Below are 17,099 nucleotides of genomic sequence, written 5' to 3'. Positions count from 1 at the left end.
CGGCTTTTCCTGACAGCGTGCCCTTTGGAGGCACCTATCGCGTCGGAGCGGAGATTTGCGCCATGACCAACATCATCCAGCAGCCCCAGCCGTTCGATCTCGTCGGGGATCCGGTGCTCATCGCCGGGATCGGACAGGGTTTCGAGGCCACGCTCAACTGGCGTGTGCACGAGGGACACGACGAGCGGACGGGATTCTTCAATGTCGGCGGCGGGACGGGCGAGCATGGCCAGTTCCAGGTTCAGGCGGCGATCGGCAATGCCGCCTTCCAGCTCGACCGGCTGTTCGTGGAAGTGTTCGAGGAGAGCGCGCAGGACGGGTCGGAGATCAACAAGGTGATCGTGCCCGTGATCTATGGGCCGCGCATCGTGCCGGGCTACATCGGTTACCGCATCCATGTGGTGAAGGCCGGCGACACGCTGTCGAAGATCGCGCGGGACAATTACGGCGACGCCGGCCAGTTCCTGCGCATCGCGCGCGCCAATCCGCAATTGATCAGCGATCCGAACCAGATCTTCGTCGGCCAGGTGCTGAAGGTGCCGATCGGCGCGTGAGGCGGGGCGCGAGCGCCCGGATCGACCCGCGCGGTTCGGGCTCGGTCCCGTCGGATGCGTGGGCCCGCTGTCCGCTCTCTTAGGACACGCGCCGGCTAACGGACGCCATAAGGCGTGACCTCCTCGTAGGCGGCGGCGAGATTCAGGACGGCCTGGTCGCCGCGCGGGCGGCCGATCACCTGCATGCCCATCGGACGGCCGCCGGCGTCGAAGCCCACTGGCACGTTGACGGCGGGACAGCCGGCCATGGTGGCGAGCGCGCAGACCTCCATCCAGCGGTGGTAGCTGTCCATCTTCCGGCCTGCGATCTCGTCCGGCCAGTGCCGGTCGATCGGGAACGGGAAGACCTGCGCGGTCGGCACCACGAGGAAATCGAAGCGGTCGAACAGGCCGACGACATGCCGGAACCAGGCCGTGCGCATGGCCGAGGCGGCATGAATTTTCGCCGCCAGCAGGTCGAGGCCGCCCTCGACTTCAAAGATTGCTTCCGGCTTCAGCATGTAGCGCCGTTCGGGATCGTCGTAGTGGACCTTCAGCGCGCTACCGGAGGTGAAGTGGCGCAAGGTCACGAAGGCCTGCCAGAGCGATTCAAAATCGAAGGCCGGCACGAACGGCTCGACCACGGCCCCGGCGTCTTCCAGCTTGTTCAGGCCGGCGGCGCAGAGGTCGAGGATTCCGGGCTCCATGGCAAGGTGCCCGCCGAGGTCGCCGAGCCAGGCGATGCGGGTTCCCTTCGCTTTCGGCCGCAAGGCCTTTGCGAAATCGATCTCTCCGTCGAGGGACAAAGGCGAGCGGACGTCGTAGCCGCTTTGCACCGACAGCAGCAGCGCCATGTCGCGGACGCTGCGCCCCATCGGCCCTTCGACGCCCATCTGGGTGACGAAGGCCTCCGGCTGCGGGCCGGCGGCCACCCTGCCCTGCGACGGGCGGAAACCGTAGATGCCGTTGTACGCGGCGGGGTTGCGCAGGGAGCCGCCCATATCGCTCCCGTCCGCCACTGGCAGCATGTGGAGTGCCAGTGCGACCGCCGCGCCGCCGCTCGACCCGCCCGCCGTCAGGCCATGGTCGAACGCATTCAGCGTCGGGCCGTACACCGGATTGTAGGTGTTGGAGCCGAGACCGAACTCGGGGACGTTGGTCTTGCCGATGATGATCGCCCCGACCGCGCGAAGGCGCTCGACGAAGAAATCGTCCACGTCCGGCACGTTGTTGGAAAAGATCGGCGAGCCGAAGGTGGTGCGCAGGCCCTTCGTCTGCGCCAGGTCCTTGACCGCCATGGGCACCCCGAAGAGCGGGCCGGCCGCTCCGCCTTTCGCCAATGCCAGATCGGCATCGCCAGCCTCGCGAAGGAGTTCCTCGCGGTCGCGCAGCGATACGATCGCGTTCACGTGCGAATTGACCTCATCGATGCGGGCAAGCACCGCCTTCATGACGTCGATGGCCGAGTACGTGCGGTCGCGGATCGCGCCGGCCAGATCAGCCGCGCCCAGGCGGCAGATGTCGTCCGGCGGCGGGAAGCGGCCCTTACCGGGCACGGGCATGGTCTGGTTCAACGCTGCGTCCTCCCTCGGGCCGCCGGGCTCAGGGGCAGGGATTTCCGACCCGCTGGTGGATGTCGTCCACGGCCTTCTGCATCTCCTCCGTCCACTTTACGTCCGCCGAGTCAAGCGCAAGCGCGAGCTGGTCGAGGGTTGTGGCGCCCACGATATTGGAGGTCATGAAGGGACGCTGGGTGACGAAGGCGTTGGCGAACAGCGCCGGCTCCATGCCGAAAGAGCGCGCGAGGTCACTGTAGGCGCGGTGTGCGTCGAGAGCGTAGGGTTTCTCGTAGCGCTGCAGGCGGTTGAACAGCTGCTTGCGCGAGCCCTTCGGCAGCGCGCCGTTATCATACTTGCCCGAGAGATAGCCCTGCGCCAGCGGTGAGTAGGCGAGCAGGCTCACGGTCTCGCGCCGGCAGACTTCGGCAAGGTTCACCTCGAAGGTGCGGTTGACGAGGCTGTAGGCGTTCTGAAGCGATGCGGGACGGGGGCCCACGCCATTGTCGCTCTCGGCGAGATACCGCATGACGCCCCAGGAGCTTTCGTTGGACAGGCCGAAGTGCCTGATCTTGCCCTGCTTCACCAGTTCATCGAAGACGGCGAGCGTTTCGGCGATCGGAGTCTCGTCTTCAAGAATGGTCTCCGAATCGTTGTCGACACGGGTCGGATTGGCGCCCCAGGGGACCGGCCGGTCGGGGAAGTGGATCTGGTAGAGGTCGAGATAATCAGTCTGAAGCTTGGCCAGCGATTTCTCGATCGCATCGAAGATGTCGGCACGCACCAGCTTGGAGGGTCGGCCGCCGCGGAACCACTCGTTGTCGGTGCGGCCCACCACCTTCGAGGCGAGCACGACGCGCTCGCGTCCGCCGTTCTTCGCGAACCAGTTCCCGATGATGGATTCAGTGCGGCCCTGGGTCTCAGGCTTTGGCGGGATGGGATAGAGTTCGGCGGTGTCGACGAAGTTGACGCCGCGGTCGAGAGCCATGGCGATCTGGGCGTGCGCCTCGGTCTCGCTGTTCTGCTCGCCCCAGGTCATGCTTCCCAGACAGATCGCGGACACGGAAAGGCCGGTGCGGCCGAGTGGGCGCTTGTGCAATGTTGGAACTCCGTCAGGACGTGGACTGGCGCATCGGATGCGGGCGGGAGACCCCTTATAGCCAACCCGGCGCGGAGCTCAAACGCGCAATGGCGCAGCCTACCCTCGCGCGCCATTCACGGCAGCGCGCGGTTCGACCCTCTTGGCAAATAGAGGCTTTTTCCGCTCAGCGTCGGCCAGCGAGGCGGCGTTTTTCCTGATCGATCAGCATGTTGGCGATCTGCATGCGGATAACCGCGCGGTCGCGCAGCCGCGGCTCGGCGCGGTCGGGATGGTTGGCCATCGCGAATTCGCGCCGGATGCGATCGAAATCGCGCGGCCAGCGCGCGTTCGCCATGCGCAGTTCGGCGGCGATCGCGTCGGGTTCGATGGAGGGCAGCGGCGGCTCGGAAGCCTCGGGCGTCTCCATGCCCGGCGTTTCCCGCACCGTCTCGCGATCCCCGGTATCGCGATAGACGCTGGTAACGAAATCGCTCGGCATGCTCGCCCAGAGTTCCTCAACGGCGTCCTTCGGAGCAACGTAGCCGAACGGAACCGACGGGCGGCCGGAGCCGTCCTTCTCGCGCTCCGATTTGTCGAGGAGCTCGTCGAGCAATGATGTGAATTCACTAGTCGTAAACGCGGTCATCACCGATCCTCCGCGCCTACAACGCGGGTGGATGAAAACTGCTCCGTACTCTATTTGAAATCACTTAATTTTCCGGCGGAATATCCGGTCGCATTCGAGACATCGACACCGAACGGGTCGGCCCGGATGGAGGGGACAGGAAGAATGCATGGCAGCCATGCGTTATGTTGCAGTGCACAAAAACGTCACGAATCACCATTATGTAGACAGCCGGGAGGAGCCGATCAGGAGTATATTCCATGGGTTTCCTTACCGAACTTTTCACCCGTCCTCGCCCGAACGAAGAGCAGCGCTATCGCAGTGCCATGGTCCTGCTCAACGGCATGAGCAATGCCGAGCGTGCGGACATCGGCATCAAGCCGGCGGACTTTCCCCGGATCGCGCGGCGGATGGCGTCGCGTTGAGTCCGGGGCGACCGCGTTGAGGCGGGTCGCCGAGCCGTTGGCGAGGCGGCGCTGAAAGTCGGCAGTTTCACAGACGCGCCGCAAACGCCGCCTAAACTGCGGGCTTCCAATGGAGGTTCGCCATGCCGATTCGCTTACTCGCACTGCTTGCACTCGGCGCATCGATCCTCCACGCCGAGGCCGCGCTGGGACAGGACCTCCCCTACAAGGACGACCGGTCGGATGCCGCCGCCCTGATCGAGTCCTACTACAACGCCGTCAACCGGCGAGAATTCGCCCGCGCCTGGAGCTATTACGCCGAGAAGAAACCTGCAGCCGATTTCGAGGCGTTCTCCGACGGTTATGCCGAGACCGAGCGGGTCGAACTCGTCACGGGCGCCGTCGGTGAGGAAGGCGCGGCCGGAAGCCGTTTCTTCAACATCCCGATCGCGATCCGCGCCACGAACACGGACGGCAGCGAGCAGGTGTTTTCCGGCTGCTATACGGCGCGGCTCGCCAATCCCCAGATCCAGGGCGTTCCGTTCCAGCCCCTGCACATTTCCGACTGGTCGTTCTCCATAGCCGAGGAGCCGCTCGAGGACGCCGTGCCGGCCGCGTGCGGAGACGGGCCTCCGCCTTCCGAACAGGACGCGCTGCTGCGTCGCGCAGAGCGGCTATTCCGGACCGCCTATGCGGACATCTGCGGCGCGGGCGCCGGTGGGGACGACCCGGCAAACGCGACGGAAGTCCACACGATCAGCTATCGGGCGACCTATGACGGACCCGAGGAGCCCGCCCGGGAAGCCCATCTCTTCCGCTTCTTCTGCGGGATGGGCTCCTACAACGAGAGCCACGTCTACTACATCTCGACCGAACTCGACGGACTGCGCCAGCTTCAGTTCGCCGAGCCGGACGTGCAGATCCGCCGCGAGAACGACGACGATTCGGAAAGTCCCGTCGAAGACATCCGGATCACCGGATACGCGGTCCAGGACCAGCTCGTGAACTCGTTCTATTCCCCCGAGGAGCACACGATCTCGTCGCACGCGAAATGGCGCGGGTTGGGCGATGCCTCGTCCTCGGGCCTGTGGCTCTTCCGCGACGGGCGCTTCACGCTGGTGCGCTACGAGGTCGACGCCACCTATGACGGAGAGATAAATCCGGAGCCGGTGCTGGACTACTACACTGCGCCCTGAGGACGCCTATTCGCCGAAGCCTGCGCCCGCCTTCTTCGGCGCGAGCCGGATGAGGCGGGAATCCAGCACGGCGGCCTGGCGGTGAATGACGGCCTTCCGGTAGTCGGGATCCTTGACCATCTCGACGAAGGCCGCACCCGAAGGATACTCGGCGATGAAGCAGTGGTGCCAGGTCTCGTCTTCGGGTCCGATCAGCATCAGCCGGAAGTCGCCCGCCCAGGCGATGCGGCCGCCGACGCGGCGGAAGACCGGGCCGCTCTCGCGGCCATAGGCTGCATAAGCTTCCGCGCCGGTCGCCTTGCGCCCGTCCGGATAGGCCGCCTCGTCGCGCAGACGAACGAGGTTGAGCATGTGGATCGGACCTTCCTCCGCAAGACCGCGGAACTCGCCGAACTTTTCGCGCGTGGGGTCGATGTGGCCGGTCATCGTCAGCATTCCTCGAGGTGGTTCAGCGGGCCGACAGCATCCAGTTGAGCGTCTCGCGCCAGTCGGTCATACGGATCGGGGTGCCGTGTGTGCCGGTCTCGAAGCGCACCATGCGCACGGGATAATTCGGCGCGGCGGCGAGGACGGAGCGGAAGAAGGCTTCCTGGCTTTCGACCGGGAACACGGTGTCGCGGCTGCCCTGCCCCAGGAACAGCGGCACGCGCGCCTTGAAAGCGGCGCTCTTCACGTACCCGTCGTTCCACATCGAGCCCAGCAGAAGCAGGCCGCCGAGGCGCGGCACGATCCGGGGGTCGTCGGCCAGTTGGTAGCAGAGCGCGCCGCCCATCGATCCGCAGGCGACGAAGACCGGCGCTCCGGGCGAGCGCTCCGCATAGTGGCCGATCAGTCGCGCCACCGCGTCGGCGCCGGCCTCGCCGAAATCGGGAAAATCCGGGGAGAGATAGAGCCCGCCATTGTCGGCCATGAGGTTCTTGATACGGTTGAAGTTGCCGCCGAAGGTGAAGTCGTCGATGCCCTGCTTGCGGCTGCCCCCCTGCCCGTGCAGGTAGACGGTGATGATCCTCGCGCCCGATGTCGCGCCGACGGCAACGTGCCCAATGCCTTCGAGCGACAGGTCCTGCTGCTGGCGCCGCACGCCGAGCGAGACGTAGCGGCCGTGTGCCCGGCGCTCGGGGATCTCGTCGCGCTGGTTGATGTCACGCATCTCGCGATAATCCACGACCCGGTAGGCGCCATTGTCGGAGGACGACCGAAGGGTCGGATAGGCAAAGAGATCGTCCTTGAACGGTTTCAGCCGCAAGTCGGCCGCCGAAGCGGCGAAGGAGGCCATGACGAGGCTGAAGGCCGCAGCGCGCATGAGGGTCCGGAGAAACATCATGCGCCGCTGAATAGACGCCGCGCGGCGGTCAAGGCAAGGTCAGTCCTGGAGAACGCCGCCGGCGTCGCGCATCGCTTCGGGCGTATCGACGTCGACCGAAGCGCCCTTGCCGATCTCGACATCGACGACGTCGGCTGCGCCGCCCTCCACGATGTGGCGGGCGCCCGTGTCGCCCTCCAGACCTTCGACGAAGGGGAAGAGGCTGCGCGGCAGGATGACGGGGTTGCCGCGCTTGCCATCATGCGTGGCGCGGACGATCGACGTTCCGCCGGATTTCTCGAAGGCCGCGATCATGCGGTCGAGGTCGGCGGTGGTCACCTCCGGCATGTCCCCGAGCACGACGAGTGCGCCCTGGGCGCCGGCCGGGACGGAGCGGATACCGGCTTTCAGCGAAGAGGAAAGGCCGGAAGCGAAATCAGGGTTCTCGATCGTTTCGACCTGGAGACCTTCGAGCGTTTTCGAGACCCGGTCCGCCTGATGCCCGAGCACGACGATCGTGGATATGGCCCGGCTCGCCGTGACACGGCTTGCGGTGCGGCGTACGAGCGGGTGGCCCTGAAAGCCCGCCAGCAGCTTGTTGGGTCCACCCATACGGCTCGATCGGCCGGCCGCGAGGATGATGGCGCAGACACTGGGACGTGGCGCGGGAACGATCTTCTCGCGCGGCTGCGGGCGGGTCGGGATCTCCATCAGAAGCCCGCCAACGCCCATGCGCGCGATATCGCCGGAGCCCACCGGGATGCCCGCGACGATGCGCTCCAGGACCCAGTCGAAACCGTTGGTCTTGGGGCTGCGGGCGCAGCCCGGCGCGCCCAGCACGTGGACATCGCCGACGCGGCCCAGCACCAGCAGGTTTCCCGGGTCGACGGGCATGCCGAATCGCTCGACCGTGCCACCCGCGCGCCGGATCGCGGCCGGGATGATGTCGTCGATGTCGCTGACGGCGGAGGCGCCGAAGATCAGGACGATGTCCGCGGATGATGCGGTTTCCCCGATTGCGGCGGACAGCTGGGCTTCGTCGTGCGCGGTGCGCCGTTCGACAAGGAGCGTGCCATTCAGACGCTGGAGCCGATCCTGCGTGATGCGCGCGGTCTTGTCGAGAACGCTCGCCTTCATCCCTGGAAGGGTCGTCTGGATGAGACCAACGCGCCTGGGAACGTAGGGATTGACGGCGAAGGCATCGACGCCGGCGCACAGGGCGACCACGCGCTCCACGAGTTCGCCCGCGACGGCAAAGGGGATGATCTTCACCGTCGCGACCATCTGGCCGCTCTCGACGGCGGAATGCTCGGCGAGGGTGGCGATGGTGATGGAGGGGTCCACCGCGTTGATGGCGTCGATGAGCGCGCGGTCGACGGTGAAGACGCCCGCCGCTTCCCCGTGCAGGTTCACCCGGCCGGTGGCGGGTGGTTTCACGTCGATGGAACGCGTTCTCAGCGCGGCGGCGATCCGGCGCGCGGCTTCGTCCTCGCCGAGATCGCCCGGATCAAGGACGGCGGCGACGACCTGACCGTGTCCGGCCGCGGCCAGTGCGGAAACGTCCTCGGCGGTGAGCGGATGACCCTTCTTGAGCTTTCGGCCGGGCAAAGACGTGGCGTGGGCAAGGATCGTGCCCCGCGCCATCTCAATTGGAACCGGACCGAACCTCATGCGGCGCGGCTCTTTTCCTCTTCCGCCAGCCCGCGCGAGCGGAAGGCCGAGATGACCTGCGCGAGCACGGCGACCGCAATTTCTGCCGGGCTCGCCGCTCCGATGTCGAGACCGATAGGCGCATGGATGCGATCGATTGCCTCGCGCGCCACGCCCATCGCCATCAGCCGCTCGACGCGCTTGCCGTGCGTCTTGCGGCTGCCGAGCGCGCCAATATAGAAACATCCGGCATCGAGCGCGGCCTTGAGCGGAATGTCGTCGATCTTGGGATCGTGGGTGACGGCGGCGACGGCGGTATAAGGATCGAAGGGCCGCTCCTTCAACACGGTCTCCGGCCAGTCGGCGTGGAGCGGGACGTCGGGAAAGCGGTCCGGCGTGGCGAAAGCGGTGCGCGGATCGATGATTTCGATGTCGTACCCGGCGATCCGGGCCATGGGGGCCAGCGCCTGGCTGATGTGGACCGCACCGATGACCACAAGCCGCGGCGGCGGCAGATGGACGTTGAGGAAATGCTTGCGGCCGTCCGCCTCGACGGTGCCGGACTTGCCAGACCTAAAAGCCCTGGCGACCGGCTCGGCGAGGCCGCCGGAGACCCGATCGTTCTCGCGCACCACGCGATCACTCCCGTCGGTCAGGTCGGTGACCAAGATGACGGCGCGGCGGGCGCGGCGCGCCTCGTTGATCTCCTTCAGCGACTTCGCATCCATCAGAGCCTCCCGTCAGCCCAGCCGCTCTACATAGACGCTGATCCGGCCGCCGCAGGACAGGCCCACCTGCCAGGCCGTCTCGTCGGCGACGCCGAATTCCAGCAGGCGGGGCTTACCGCTTTCGAGGATGTCGATCGCTTCGGCGACCACCGCGCCCTCCACGCATCCGCCCGAGACGGAGCCCTGGAAATTGCCTTCGGCGTCGATGACGAGATGGCTGCCGACCGGGCGCGGCGCGGAGCCCCATGTCTCGACCACGGTGGCGATGGCGACGTTACGGCCCTCGTTCTTCCAGGTCTCGGCGACGATCAGCGGGTCGATGGCATCGTCTAATGCTGCGGATTGGTCCATGGCGGTTCTCCCCGACAAGATATGGTCACGCCGCCTGCCGATTGCCAAGCAGCGAGAAATAACGCCGCGGATCGGCATCGCGGGACCGGGTCTGCGATAGCGACGCGCAAAGGTCCTCCAGCGCATCGAGGGTGTGGACCGGCCGGAACTCGTCGACATGCGGCAGCATGGTGCGCACCCCCCTCGCCTTCGGCTCGAACCCGTCGAACCGCAGCAGCGGATTGAGCCAGATCAGCCGGCGGCAGGACTTGTGCAGCCGGTCGATCTCGGTCTCCAGAATGCCGACATCGTCGCGTTCCAGCCCATCGGTGATGAGCAGCACCACGGCGCCCTGGCTCAGCACGCGACGCGACCAGACGCGGTTGAACTCGTGCAGCGTCTGGCCGATCCGCGTCCCGCCGGACCAGTCGCGCACGGCGAGCGAACAGTCCGCCAGCGCCTCGTCGGGATCGCGGTGGCGCATCTGGCGCGTCAGGTTGGTCAGCCGCGTGCCGAAGACGAAGGTGTGCACACGGCGGCGCTTTTCCGTCAGCGCGTGGAGGAAATGCAGGAAGATACGTGTGTACTGGCTCATCGAGCCGGAAATGTCGGCGAGCACGACCAGCGGCGGGTGGATTTCGCGCTGCGAGCGGAATTTCGGGAGGATCAGGTCTCCCCCCGTCCGCAGACCGGTCCGCAGCATGGCGCGTGCGTCGGTGCGCCGGCCGCGCGGATCGGACTTGTAGCGGCGCGTCTTCACCAGGTCGAACGGCAGGCGGAGATTGGCGATCTCGCGCTTGGCGTCTGAGATCTCGCGCGCCGTCATCTGCGCGAAATCCTTGCCGCGCAGCACCTCGTTGCCCGAAAAGGTGAAGCGGGCGTCGACCTCGACCTCCGGGATTTCCTGCGGCTTGCGATTTTTCTCGTGGCCTTCGAACATGGCGTCCGCCACCCGGCTCTCCGCTGCCCGCGGCTTCTGGCGCTCCCGCGTGTCCGGGGCCACGGGGGAGAACATGGCGAGCATCTTTTCGACCAGCTCGCGCGACTTCCAGTAGAGGCGGAACGCCTCGTCGAAGGTGGCGTGGTCTTCACGGCGCGTCACCAGCACGGAATGCAGGACCCAATAGAAATCGTCGCGCGTTCCGATGCCCGCGGCGAGCACCGCCTCGATGGCATCCTTCACCGCCGCCGGCCCGACCCGCATGCCGGCCTTGCGTAGGGCACGGGCGAAATAGACGATGTTGTCGGCGAGCCTGCCGTCGGGCTTGGCGGCGTTCGGGACAGCGGGATCGTCCACCTTGCTACTCCGCAGCGGCCATCTCGGCCTGGACTTCCTTCAGCAGGCGCCGGCCTTCGCCCTGCTCGATGCGGGCGATGTCGTCCTGGTACTTCAGAATCACGCCGATCGTGTCGGAGACCGTCTCGGGATCGAGCGCGATCTTGTCGAGTTCCGTCAGGGCGCTCGCCCAGTCGATCGTCTCGGCAACGCCGGGCGACTTGAAGAGGTCGAGTTCGCGCAGTTTCTGGATGAAGCGGACCAGTTCGGCCGACAGTTTTCGATTTGCGCCGGGAACCTTCCGGTGCACGATGTCCAGTTCACGCGCCGCGTCCGGATAGTCGACCCAGTGGTAGAGGCAGCGCCGCTTCAGGGCGTCGTGGATCTCGCGGGTACGGTTGGTGGTGATGACGACGATGGGCGGCTCTTCCGCCTTGATCGTCCCGATCTCCGGAACGGTGACCTGGAAGTCCGAGAGGATTTCGAGCAGGAACGCCTCGAAGGCCTCGTCGGTGCGGTCGAGTTCGTCGATGAGCAGCACCGGAGCGCGGCCGCCCGTGCCGGACAGCGCATCCAGGATCGGCCGGCGGATCAGGTATTTTTCTGAGAAGACGTTCTTCTCCATCAGGTTGCGGTCGGTCTGGCCGGCAGCCTCGTCCATGCGGATCTCGATCATCTGGGCGGCGTAGTTCCACTCGTAGACGGCGGAAGAGACGTCCAGCCCTTCGTAGCACTGGAGGCGGATGAGCCGCCGCCCGAGTGCGCTCGCCAGCACCTTGGCGATCTCGGTCTTGCCGACGCCGGCCTCCCCTTCGAGGAAAAGCGGGCGCTTCATGCGCAGGCTGAGGAACAGCACCGTCGCCAAGGACCTGTCCGCGACATAGTCGGCGCTTTCGAGCAGCGCCATCGTCTCGTCGATCGACTGCGGAAGCGGGTGGCTGTCCGTACTGCTCATGAAGTCTCCATCCAGAGCGGGCCGCTAGAGAACATGATAGGAGCGGCGATGATAAAGGAGCGGGCGCGAATCGTCGCCGACGTGGACCGCCGCCACGCGTCCGAAAAGCACGCGGTGAGTCGCGAAATCCTTCGCTTCGACGATCTCGCAGTCGAAAACCGCGAGCGCGTCGCTCAGCGTCGGCGCGCCGGTCGCGAGCGTCTCCCACCGGCCGCCGGCGAACCGTTCGTCCCTGGACTTCCCCGTCAGACCGGAAAAATCGGACGCCAGGGGCTCGTGTTTGGCGGCCAGGGTATTCAGCGCGAAGACACCATTGTCGCGGAAGCGGTCGTTCTCCTCGTTCTCCCGGTTGAGACAGACGAGGATCGTCGGCGGGTTGTCGGAGACGGAACAGGTGGCGATGACGGTTGCGCCGCGTCTTCCGGCAGCACCGTCCGTGGTCACGATGTGAACCGCCCCGGCGAAGTTCGCCATGGCATCGCGGTAGTGGCCGGGTTCGATCTGGCTCTTCTTCAGCACGAGGCAGGGCTTTCGGGGGAGCGATGGGGCATGAGCGCCAATATAGGGTTATGCGGAAAAGCCACAAGCCGCCACACCGGACCGCATTGCGTCGCCGCGGAACCTTCTTTACCAGCTTTCACGACCCGCTGGGCGAGAACGAAAAACGATCCGATGTCCAAGCACATCCTTCCGGCATTCCTGCTGCTCGGCCTGTCGGCCGGCTCGGCCCCGGCCGCGGAGCTCGGCCTCGCCGCGCCGCTGTCGGGCACCGCGGACCTGCTCGGCGAACAGATGCGGGCCGGCGCCGCGGCCGCGATCGAGGCGGCGAGCGCGGACGCAGCACTCGACGTCCGGGACACTGCGTGCACTGCCGAAGGTGGCGCTGCCGCCGCAAGACACTTCGTGGAGGCCAAGGTGTTAGCGGTCACCGGCTTCCTGTGCGTGGAGGCGATCGAGGCCGCGATGCCGATCCTGGCCGCGGCCGGCATCCCGGTGATCACGACGGGCGTGCGGGTCGACAGCCTCACCGACCGGCGCGAAAAGACCGGCTGGCCCGTCTTCCGACTTGCCCCCCGCACGGACGAGGAACTGGCGGCGGTTTCGCAGATCCTGACCGACCGATGGCGCACCGAACTCTTCGCGGTGATCGATGACGGCACGATCTACGGCCGCGAACTGGCGGAGGGATTTCGCCTCGCGGCGGAGCAGTCGGGGCTGAAGCCCGTGTTCACCGACACTTTCCGCCCGCAGCTCGAAAACCAGATCGCGCTGGCGGGCCGGCTGCGCAAGGCCGGCGCGACGCACGTCTTTGCCGGCGGCGACCGGGCCGATGTCGCGATCCTCGGCCGGGACGCGGCCGAACTCGGCTACGAGCTGGTGATCGCCGGCGGCGAGGCGCTGCGGGCGGCGCGTGACGAGGTCGACCTCGTGCCCGGAACGCTCATGATCGGGCTTCCCGACTGGGCCGAGACCGCCGACGGGGAGGTGGTGGCGAGGGTTCGGGCTGGCGGCGTCGAGCCGGAAGGCTACTTCCTGCCGTCCTATGCCGCAGTCCAGATCGCATTGGCGGCTGCGGCGGAAGGATCGGACGCTACCACCGCCGAAGCGCTCGCCGCCGGCACGTTTTCGACGGTCCTCGGCGAAGTCCGGTTCGACCAGAAGGGCGACTGGGCCGGAAACCCGTATCGACTGTTCAGTTATGACGGCAACGACTTCGTACCCGTGGAATGAGTGGCAGAATGGTTCATCGGATCGGCCCGCGCAACGCCCTGACCGACGTAGCCGGGCTGCGCGTCGGAAACGCACATGATCCTCTACTGCGCTCCGGCGTCACGGCGGTGCTGTGCGACCGGCCGACGGTCGCGGCGGTCCAGGTGCTCGGCGGCGCGCCGGGCACGCGGGAAACCGACCTGCTCGAGCCCCACAATGCGGTCGAGACGGTGGACGCGATCGTGCTCTCCGGCGGCTCCGCCTTTGGGCTGGACGCCGCCTCCGGGGTGCAGGCATTGCTGCGCGAGGGGGGCATCGGCATCAAGGTTCGCGGGCTTTCGATCCCGATCGTGCCGGCCGCCATCCTGTTCGATCTCGTGAACGGCGGTGACAAGGACTGGGGGCGATACCCGCCCTATCGCGAACTCGGCTACGAGGCGGCGAACGTCGCCGCCGAGGCGTTTGGCACCGGCACGGCCGGCGCGGGATACGGTGCGCTCACCGCCGGGCTGAAGGGCGGGCTCGGCACCGCCTCTTCGCTGACGGAAGATGGCATCACCATCGCGGCGCTCGTCGCGGTGAACGCCGTCGGGTCGGCAACGGTCGGGAATACGCCGAACTTCTGGGCCGCGCCGTTCGAGATCGGCGGCGAGTTCGGCGGTATCGGCCTGCCAGCGCCGATGCCCGCCGACGCGGCCGAGGTGCGGCTGAAGTTCCGCGACGGCAACGCCCCCGCCGCAAACACCACGATCGCGGTGATCGCGACGGATGCCGTGCTGACCAAGGCGGCCGCGAAACGCCTGGCGATGGCCGCGCATGACGGATTTGCCCGGGCGCTCTGGCCGGCACACACCCCGGCCGACGGCGACCTCGTGTTCGCGCTGTCCACCGGTGCCGCCGGGAAGACCCCGGCAGGAGACCGGATGGTCGACCTTTGCGCGACCGCGGCGTCGACCATGGCGCGCGCGATCGCACGCGCGGTGCACGACGCAACCGCGTCCGAGGGCGATCTGTTTCCAGCCTGGTCGCAGCGCATGCGGGCAAGCCGCGGCGAATCCTGATAGGCTGAAGAACCGCGCCGGGATCGGCTGCCCTTCCGGAGTTCGACGATGACCAAACTGCTGACAGCGATTTTCCTTCTCCTCCCGATGCTCGCCGGCGGTCCCGCGCGGGCGGGAAATGTCTCGGAGCTCGAAATCCTCGGCTTCAGCGCCGACGGGTCGATCTTCGCCTTCGAGGAATATGGCGTCCAGGACGGCTCGGGCTTTCCTTACGCGAACAGGTTCTACATCGATATCGCATCCGACGGCTTCGTGCCAGGAACGCCGATCCGCATCGTGCTGCAGGACGAGAACGCCTCTTTAGGCGACGCGCGTGCGCAGGCGCGGGCACCCGGCCAGTCGATCGTTTCGGACGCCGAATTCGCGGCGAACCGGGGACATACAGCCGGCGCCAACGCGATCACGGAGCTTTCGGCCGACCCGTTCCGGATGGCGGTGAACCCTCGTCCGGTCATCCCGCCCGTCGACGATCCGATCGAGTTCCGCCTGGAGGAATTCACGCTCGATGCGCAGGGGTGCGAGAACCTCGGGCCAACCATGGGTTTCCGGCTGCTTCGTATCGATCTGACGGAGAACGGTTCCGTATCGCTCGTGCATGAGGACGATTCGATCCCCCGCAGTCGAAACTGTCCCCTCGGATACCGGCTCGGCGCCGTCCAGACCGTCCATCCAGCCACGGGAGAGCCGTCCTATGCCGTGCTGATCGCCATCGAGAGCTTCGGGTTCGAAGGACCGGACTATCACTGGATCGCGGTCACCGGACGGCTTTGAGAGCGAGAAGAATTTCCGCGCCCGCGCTTCCGGAGTTCGCCGTGCCTCCTGCGCCCAGGCCGAGGACCACAGCAGCCCTTCGTCTCCTTATCGAATCGATCGTCTGGGGCGGCCTCATGGCGGCGAGCGCGGCACTCTCGATTTGGCGATATGCCTGGCAGGACGGCATGGCGATGCTCGCGGTCGCGCTGCTTTTTGCCCTCGGCGGGGTGTTCGCCTACGCACCCGGCGTCATAGCGGCGGGGTTCGTCACCGGCAACCGGCGGCGCGAAACCCGCTTCGCCACCTTTGTCGTTGCCCTTGCCACGGCCACCATCGGCGCGACGGCGTTGCTCTTCGGGCTCTACTACCGCGCCTACTACGCGGCCTGGCATGGACCCGCCTTCTCGATCGAATGGACGTACCAGTTCGTCTTCACGGTGGCCGCCGCCGTCTACCATTTCTGCGTGCTGGGCATCAGGCTGTTCATTCCCATCGGATTTCCGGCCTTATTGGCCGTTTCCCTGTGGCATGGGACCCGTGTGCGTTGAGCGTACCGCGATCGTCTGCTAGAGCGGCGCGTGCCTCCTGAAAAACTGGGAATGAACGCATGATCCCGCGCTATTCGCGGCCCGAAATGGTCGCTCTCTGGTCCCCCGAGACGAAATTCAGGATCTGGTTCGAGATCGAGGCGCATGCCTGCGACGCCCTTGCCGAGATCGGCGTCATTCCCGAGGAGGCTGCCCGCACGATCTGGGAAAAGGGCGGCAGCGCCGAGTTCGACGTGGCGCGGATCGACGAGATCGAGCGCGAGACCCGGCACGACGTCATCGCATTCCTGACGCACCTCGCCGAAATCGTCGGGCCGGATGCCCGCTTCGTCCATCAGGGCATGACTTCGTCGGACGTGCTCGACACCTGCTTCAACGTGCAGCTCACGCGCGCCTCCGACATCCTCCTGGCCGACATCGACGGCCTGCTCGCGGCACTGAAGAAGCGCGCCTTCGAGCACAAGGACACGGTCACGATCGGCCGGTCGCACGGCATCCATGCCGAACCGACCACGTTCGGGGTGAAGCTGGCGCAGGCCTATGCCGAGTTCGACCGCTGCCGCTCCCGCCTCGTGGCGGCGCGCGAGGAGATCGCCACCTGCGCGATCTCGGGCGCGGTCGGCACCTTCGCCAACATCGATCCGCGCGTCGAGGAACATGTGGCCGAGAAGATGGGGCTGAAGCCCGAGCCGGTCTCGACGCAGGTCGTGCCGCGCGATCGCCACGCCATGTTCTTCGCCACGCTCGGCGTGATCGCCTCTTCCATCGAGCGGCTGGCGATCGAGATCAGGCACCTGCAGCGGACCGAGGTCCTAGAGGCCGAGGAATATTTCTCGCCGGGCCAGAAGGGCTCCTCCGCCATGCCGCACAAGCGCAATCCCGTGCTGACGGAGAACCTGACGGGGCTCGCCCGCATGGTGCGCTCCTATGCCCTGCCGGCGATGGAGAACGTGGCGCTGTGGCACGAGCGCGACATCTCGCATTCCTCGGTCGAGCGCATGATCGGACCGGACGCGACGATCACGCTTGACTTCGCGCTGGCGCGGCTGAGCAATGTGGTGGAAAAGCTCGTCGTCTATCCCGACAACATGTTGAAGAACATGAACAAGTTCAGCGGACTCGTCCACTCGCAGCGGGTGTTGCTGGCGCTCACCCAGGCCGGGGTCTCGCGGGAGGATTCCTACCGCCTCGTCCAGCGCAATGCGATGAAGGTGTGGGAGGAAGGCAAGGATTTTCTGGAGGAGTTGCTCGCGGACCAGGATGTGCGCGCGGCGCTGTCGGAAAGCGACATCCGGGAAAAATTCGATCTCGGCTACCACACCAAGCACGTGGACACGATCTTCCGCCGCGTATTCGGCTCCGCCTGACGCGGCGGAACGGAACGCGCGAG

19 protein-coding genes are annotated in these 17,099 nt (G+C 66.5%); 8 read left to right on the top strand and 11 right to left on the bottom strand.

What is annotated here, in order from left to right:
* Window positions 1-62 precede the first annotated feature (62 nt).
* Window positions 63-554, top strand: coding sequence for a Gmad2 immunoglobulin-like domain-containing protein (locus tag ABGN05_RS13295; RefSeq protein WP_367954535.1), 492 nt, complete (start codon window positions 63-65; stop codon window positions 552-554).
* Between the two features lie 95 nt (window positions 555-649).
* Here the strand turns inward: ABGN05_RS13295 and ABGN05_RS13290 are convergent, their stop codons facing one another.
* The 3 genes from ABGN05_RS13290 to ABGN05_RS13280 all read right to left on the bottom strand — a co-directional run bounded on the left by ABGN05_RS13290 (window position 650) and on the right by ABGN05_RS13280 (window position 3,816).
* A complete protein-coding gene (locus ABGN05_RS13290; RefSeq protein WP_367955127.1) occupies window positions 650-2,095 on the bottom strand; it encodes an amidase in 1,446 nt (481 codons plus the stop codon).
* 40 nt (window positions 2,096-2,135) lie between these two features.
* Window positions 2,136-3,188 carry an aldo/keto reductase gene (locus ABGN05_RS13285; protein WP_367954534.1) on the bottom strand — a complete coding sequence of 351 codons (1,053 nt, stop codon included), beginning with the start codon at window positions 3,186-3,188 and terminating at the stop codon, window positions 2,136-2,138.
* Window positions 3,189-3,354: 166 nt separating this feature from the next.
* Window positions 3,355-3,816, bottom strand: a complete 462-nt coding sequence (locus ABGN05_RS13280; protein WP_367954533.1) for a hypothetical protein — start codon at window positions 3,814-3,816, stop codon at window positions 3,355-3,357.
* Window positions 3,817-4,055: 239 nt separating this feature from the next.
* On the opposite strand from ABGN05_RS13280, the gene ABGN05_RS13275 reads away from it, so the two are divergent.
* On the top strand, window positions 4,056-4,220 hold the full coding sequence (locus ABGN05_RS13275; protein WP_367954532.1) for a hypothetical protein: 165 nt from the start codon (window positions 4,056-4,058) through the stop codon (window positions 4,218-4,220).
* A gap of 122 nt (window positions 4,221-4,342) precedes the next feature.
* On the top strand, window positions 4,343-5,395 hold the full coding sequence (locus ABGN05_RS13270) for a DUF1176 domain-containing protein (protein WP_367954531.1): 1,053 nt from the start codon (window positions 4,343-4,345) through the stop codon (window positions 5,393-5,395).
* Window positions 5,396-5,401: 6 nt separating this feature from the next.
* Here the strand turns inward: ABGN05_RS13270 and ABGN05_RS13265 are convergent, their stop codons facing one another.
* The 8 genes from ABGN05_RS13265 to ABGN05_RS13230 are packed head-to-tail and all read right to left on the bottom strand — an operon-like array spanning window position 5,402 to window position 12,156.
* The gene (locus tag ABGN05_RS13265) at window positions 5,402-5,821 is read right to left on the bottom strand and encodes a DUF1330 domain-containing protein (RefSeq protein WP_367954530.1); all 420 of its coding nucleotides are present in this window, start codon (window positions 5,819-5,821) and stop codon (window positions 5,402-5,404) included.
* A gap of 22 nt (window positions 5,822-5,843) precedes the next feature.
* Window positions 5,844-6,698, bottom strand: a complete 855-nt coding sequence (locus ABGN05_RS13260) for an alpha/beta fold hydrolase (protein ID WP_367954529.1) — start codon at window positions 6,696-6,698, stop codon at window positions 5,844-5,846.
* A gap of 60 nt (window positions 6,699-6,758) precedes the next feature.
* Window positions 6,759-8,369, bottom strand: a complete 1,611-nt coding sequence (locus tag ABGN05_RS13255) for an NTP transferase domain-containing protein (protein ID WP_367954528.1) — start codon at window positions 8,367-8,369, stop codon at window positions 6,759-6,761.
* Window positions 8,366-9,076, bottom strand: a complete 711-nt coding sequence (locus tag ABGN05_RS13250; protein ID WP_367954527.1) for an XdhC family protein — start codon at window positions 9,074-9,076, stop codon at window positions 8,366-8,368. The genes ABGN05_RS13255 and ABGN05_RS13250 overlap by 4 nt, the downstream gene beginning before the upstream one ends.
* Before the next feature lie 12 nt (window positions 9,077-9,088).
* The gene (locus ABGN05_RS13245) at window positions 9,089-9,427 is read right to left on the bottom strand and encodes an XdhC family protein (protein WP_367954526.1); all 339 of its coding nucleotides are present in this window, start codon (window positions 9,425-9,427) and stop codon (window positions 9,089-9,091) included.
* A 25-nt stretch (window positions 9,428-9,452) separates the two neighbouring features.
* Window positions 9,453-10,718 (bottom strand): vWA domain-containing protein, encoded by a 1,266-nt coding sequence (locus tag ABGN05_RS13240; protein WP_373695942.1) that lies wholly within the window; start codon window positions 10,716-10,718, stop codon window positions 9,453-9,455.
* Window positions 10,708-11,637, bottom strand: coding sequence for an AAA family ATPase (locus tag ABGN05_RS13235; protein WP_367954524.1), 930 nt, complete (start codon window positions 11,635-11,637; stop codon window positions 10,708-10,710). The genes ABGN05_RS13240 and ABGN05_RS13235 overlap by 11 nt, the downstream gene beginning before the upstream one ends.
* Window positions 11,638-11,661: 24 nt before the next feature.
* Window positions 11,662-12,156 (bottom strand): flavin reductase, encoded by a 495-nt coding sequence (locus ABGN05_RS13230; protein ID WP_367954523.1) that lies wholly within the window; start codon window positions 12,154-12,156, stop codon window positions 11,662-11,664.
* Window positions 12,157-12,309: 153 nt separating this feature from the next.
* On the opposite strand from ABGN05_RS13230, the gene ABGN05_RS13225 reads away from it, so the two are divergent.
* From ABGN05_RS13225 to purB, 5 genes are read left to right on the top strand one after another with little or no spacing between them, the layout of a single operon-like run.
* The gene (locus ABGN05_RS13225; protein ID WP_367954522.1) at window positions 12,310-13,368 is read left to right on the top strand and encodes a branched-chain amino acid ABC transporter substrate-binding protein; all 1,059 of its coding nucleotides are present in this window, start codon (window positions 12,310-12,312) and stop codon (window positions 13,366-13,368) included.
* A gap of 8 nt (window positions 13,369-13,376) precedes the next feature.
* A complete protein-coding gene (locus tag ABGN05_RS13220; protein ID WP_367954521.1) occupies window positions 13,377-14,408 on the top strand; it encodes a P1 family peptidase in 1,032 nt (343 codons plus the stop codon).
* A gap of 48 nt (window positions 14,409-14,456) precedes the next feature.
* Window positions 14,457-15,179, top strand: a complete 723-nt coding sequence (locus ABGN05_RS13215) for a DUF2259 domain-containing protein (RefSeq protein ID WP_367954520.1) — start codon at window positions 14,457-14,459, stop codon at window positions 15,177-15,179.
* A gap of 41 nt (window positions 15,180-15,220) precedes the next feature.
* Complete coding sequence (locus tag ABGN05_RS13210) at window positions 15,221-15,709, top strand: hypothetical protein (protein ID WP_367954519.1); 489 nt, start codon at window positions 15,221-15,223, stop codon at window positions 15,707-15,709.
* Between the two features lie 59 nt (window positions 15,710-15,768).
* Complete coding sequence (gene purB / locus ABGN05_RS13205; RefSeq protein ID WP_367954518.1) at window positions 15,769-17,076, top strand: adenylosuccinate lyase; 1,308 nt, start codon at window positions 15,769-15,771, stop codon at window positions 17,074-17,076.
* The last annotated feature ends 23 nt before the right edge of the window (window positions 17,077-17,099 follow it).

Source organism: Aquibium pacificum (assembly GCF_040839445.1).
Classification (GTDB): Bacteria; Pseudomonadota; Alphaproteobacteria; order Rhizobiales; family Rhizobiaceae; genus Aquibium; species Aquibium pacificus.
This window is presented reverse-complemented; position numbering and strand designations above follow the sequence as displayed.

Bases quoted from the DNA above. Each gene is read 5' to 3' on its own strand.
- ABGN05_RS13275 (WP_367954532.1), top strand. From the start codon at position 4,056: ATGGGTTTCCTTACCGAACTTTTCACCCGTCCTCGCCCGAACGAAGAG.
- ABGN05_RS13215 (WP_367954520.1), top strand. From the start codon at position 14,457: ATGACCAAACTGCTGACAGCGATTTTCCTTCTCCTCCCGATGCTCGCC.
- ABGN05_RS13290 (WP_367955127.1), bottom strand. From the start codon at position 2,095: ATGCCCGTGCCCGGTAAGGGCCGCTTCCCGCCGCCGGACGACATCTGC.
- ABGN05_RS13220 (WP_367954521.1), top strand. From the start codon at position 13,377: ATGGTTCATCGGATCGGCCCGCGCAACGCCCTGACCGACGTAGCCGGG.
- ABGN05_RS13265 (WP_367954530.1), bottom strand. From the start codon at position 5,821: ATGACCGGCCACATCGACCCCACGCGCGAAAAGTTCGGCGAGTTCCGC.
- ABGN05_RS13260 (WP_367954529.1), bottom strand. From the start codon at position 6,698: ATGCGCGCTGCGGCCTTCAGCCTCGTCATGGCCTCCTTCGCCGCTTCG.
- ABGN05_RS13225 (WP_367954522.1), top strand. From the start codon at position 12,310: ATGTCCAAGCACATCCTTCCGGCATTCCTGCTGCTCGGCCTGTCGGCC.
- ABGN05_RS13295 (WP_367954535.1), top strand. From the start codon at position 63: ATGACCAACATCATCCAGCAGCCCCAGCCGTTCGATCTCGTCGGGGAT.
- ABGN05_RS13255 (WP_367954528.1), bottom strand. From the start codon at position 8,369: ATGAGGTTCGGTCCGGTTCCAATTGAGATGGCGCGGGGCACGATCCTT.
- ABGN05_RS13270 (WP_367954531.1), top strand. From the start codon at position 4,343: ATGCCGATTCGCTTACTCGCACTGCTTGCACTCGGCGCATCGATCCTC.
- ABGN05_RS13235 (WP_367954524.1), bottom strand. From the start codon at position 11,637: ATGAGCAGTACGGACAGCCACCCGCTTCCGCAGTCGATCGACGAGACG.
- purB (WP_367954518.1), top strand. From the start codon at position 15,769: ATGATCCCGCGCTATTCGCGGCCCGAAATGGTCGCTCTCTGGTCCCCC.
- ABGN05_RS13280 (WP_367954533.1), bottom strand. From the start codon at position 3,816: ATGACCGCGTTTACGACTAGTGAATTCACATCATTGCTCGACGAGCTC.
- ABGN05_RS13245 (WP_367954526.1), bottom strand. From the start codon at position 9,427: ATGGACCAATCCGCAGCATTAGACGATGCCATCGACCCGCTGATCGTC.
- ABGN05_RS13250 (WP_367954527.1), bottom strand. From the start codon at position 9,076: ATGGATGCGAAGTCGCTGAAGGAGATCAACGAGGCGCGCCGCGCCCGC.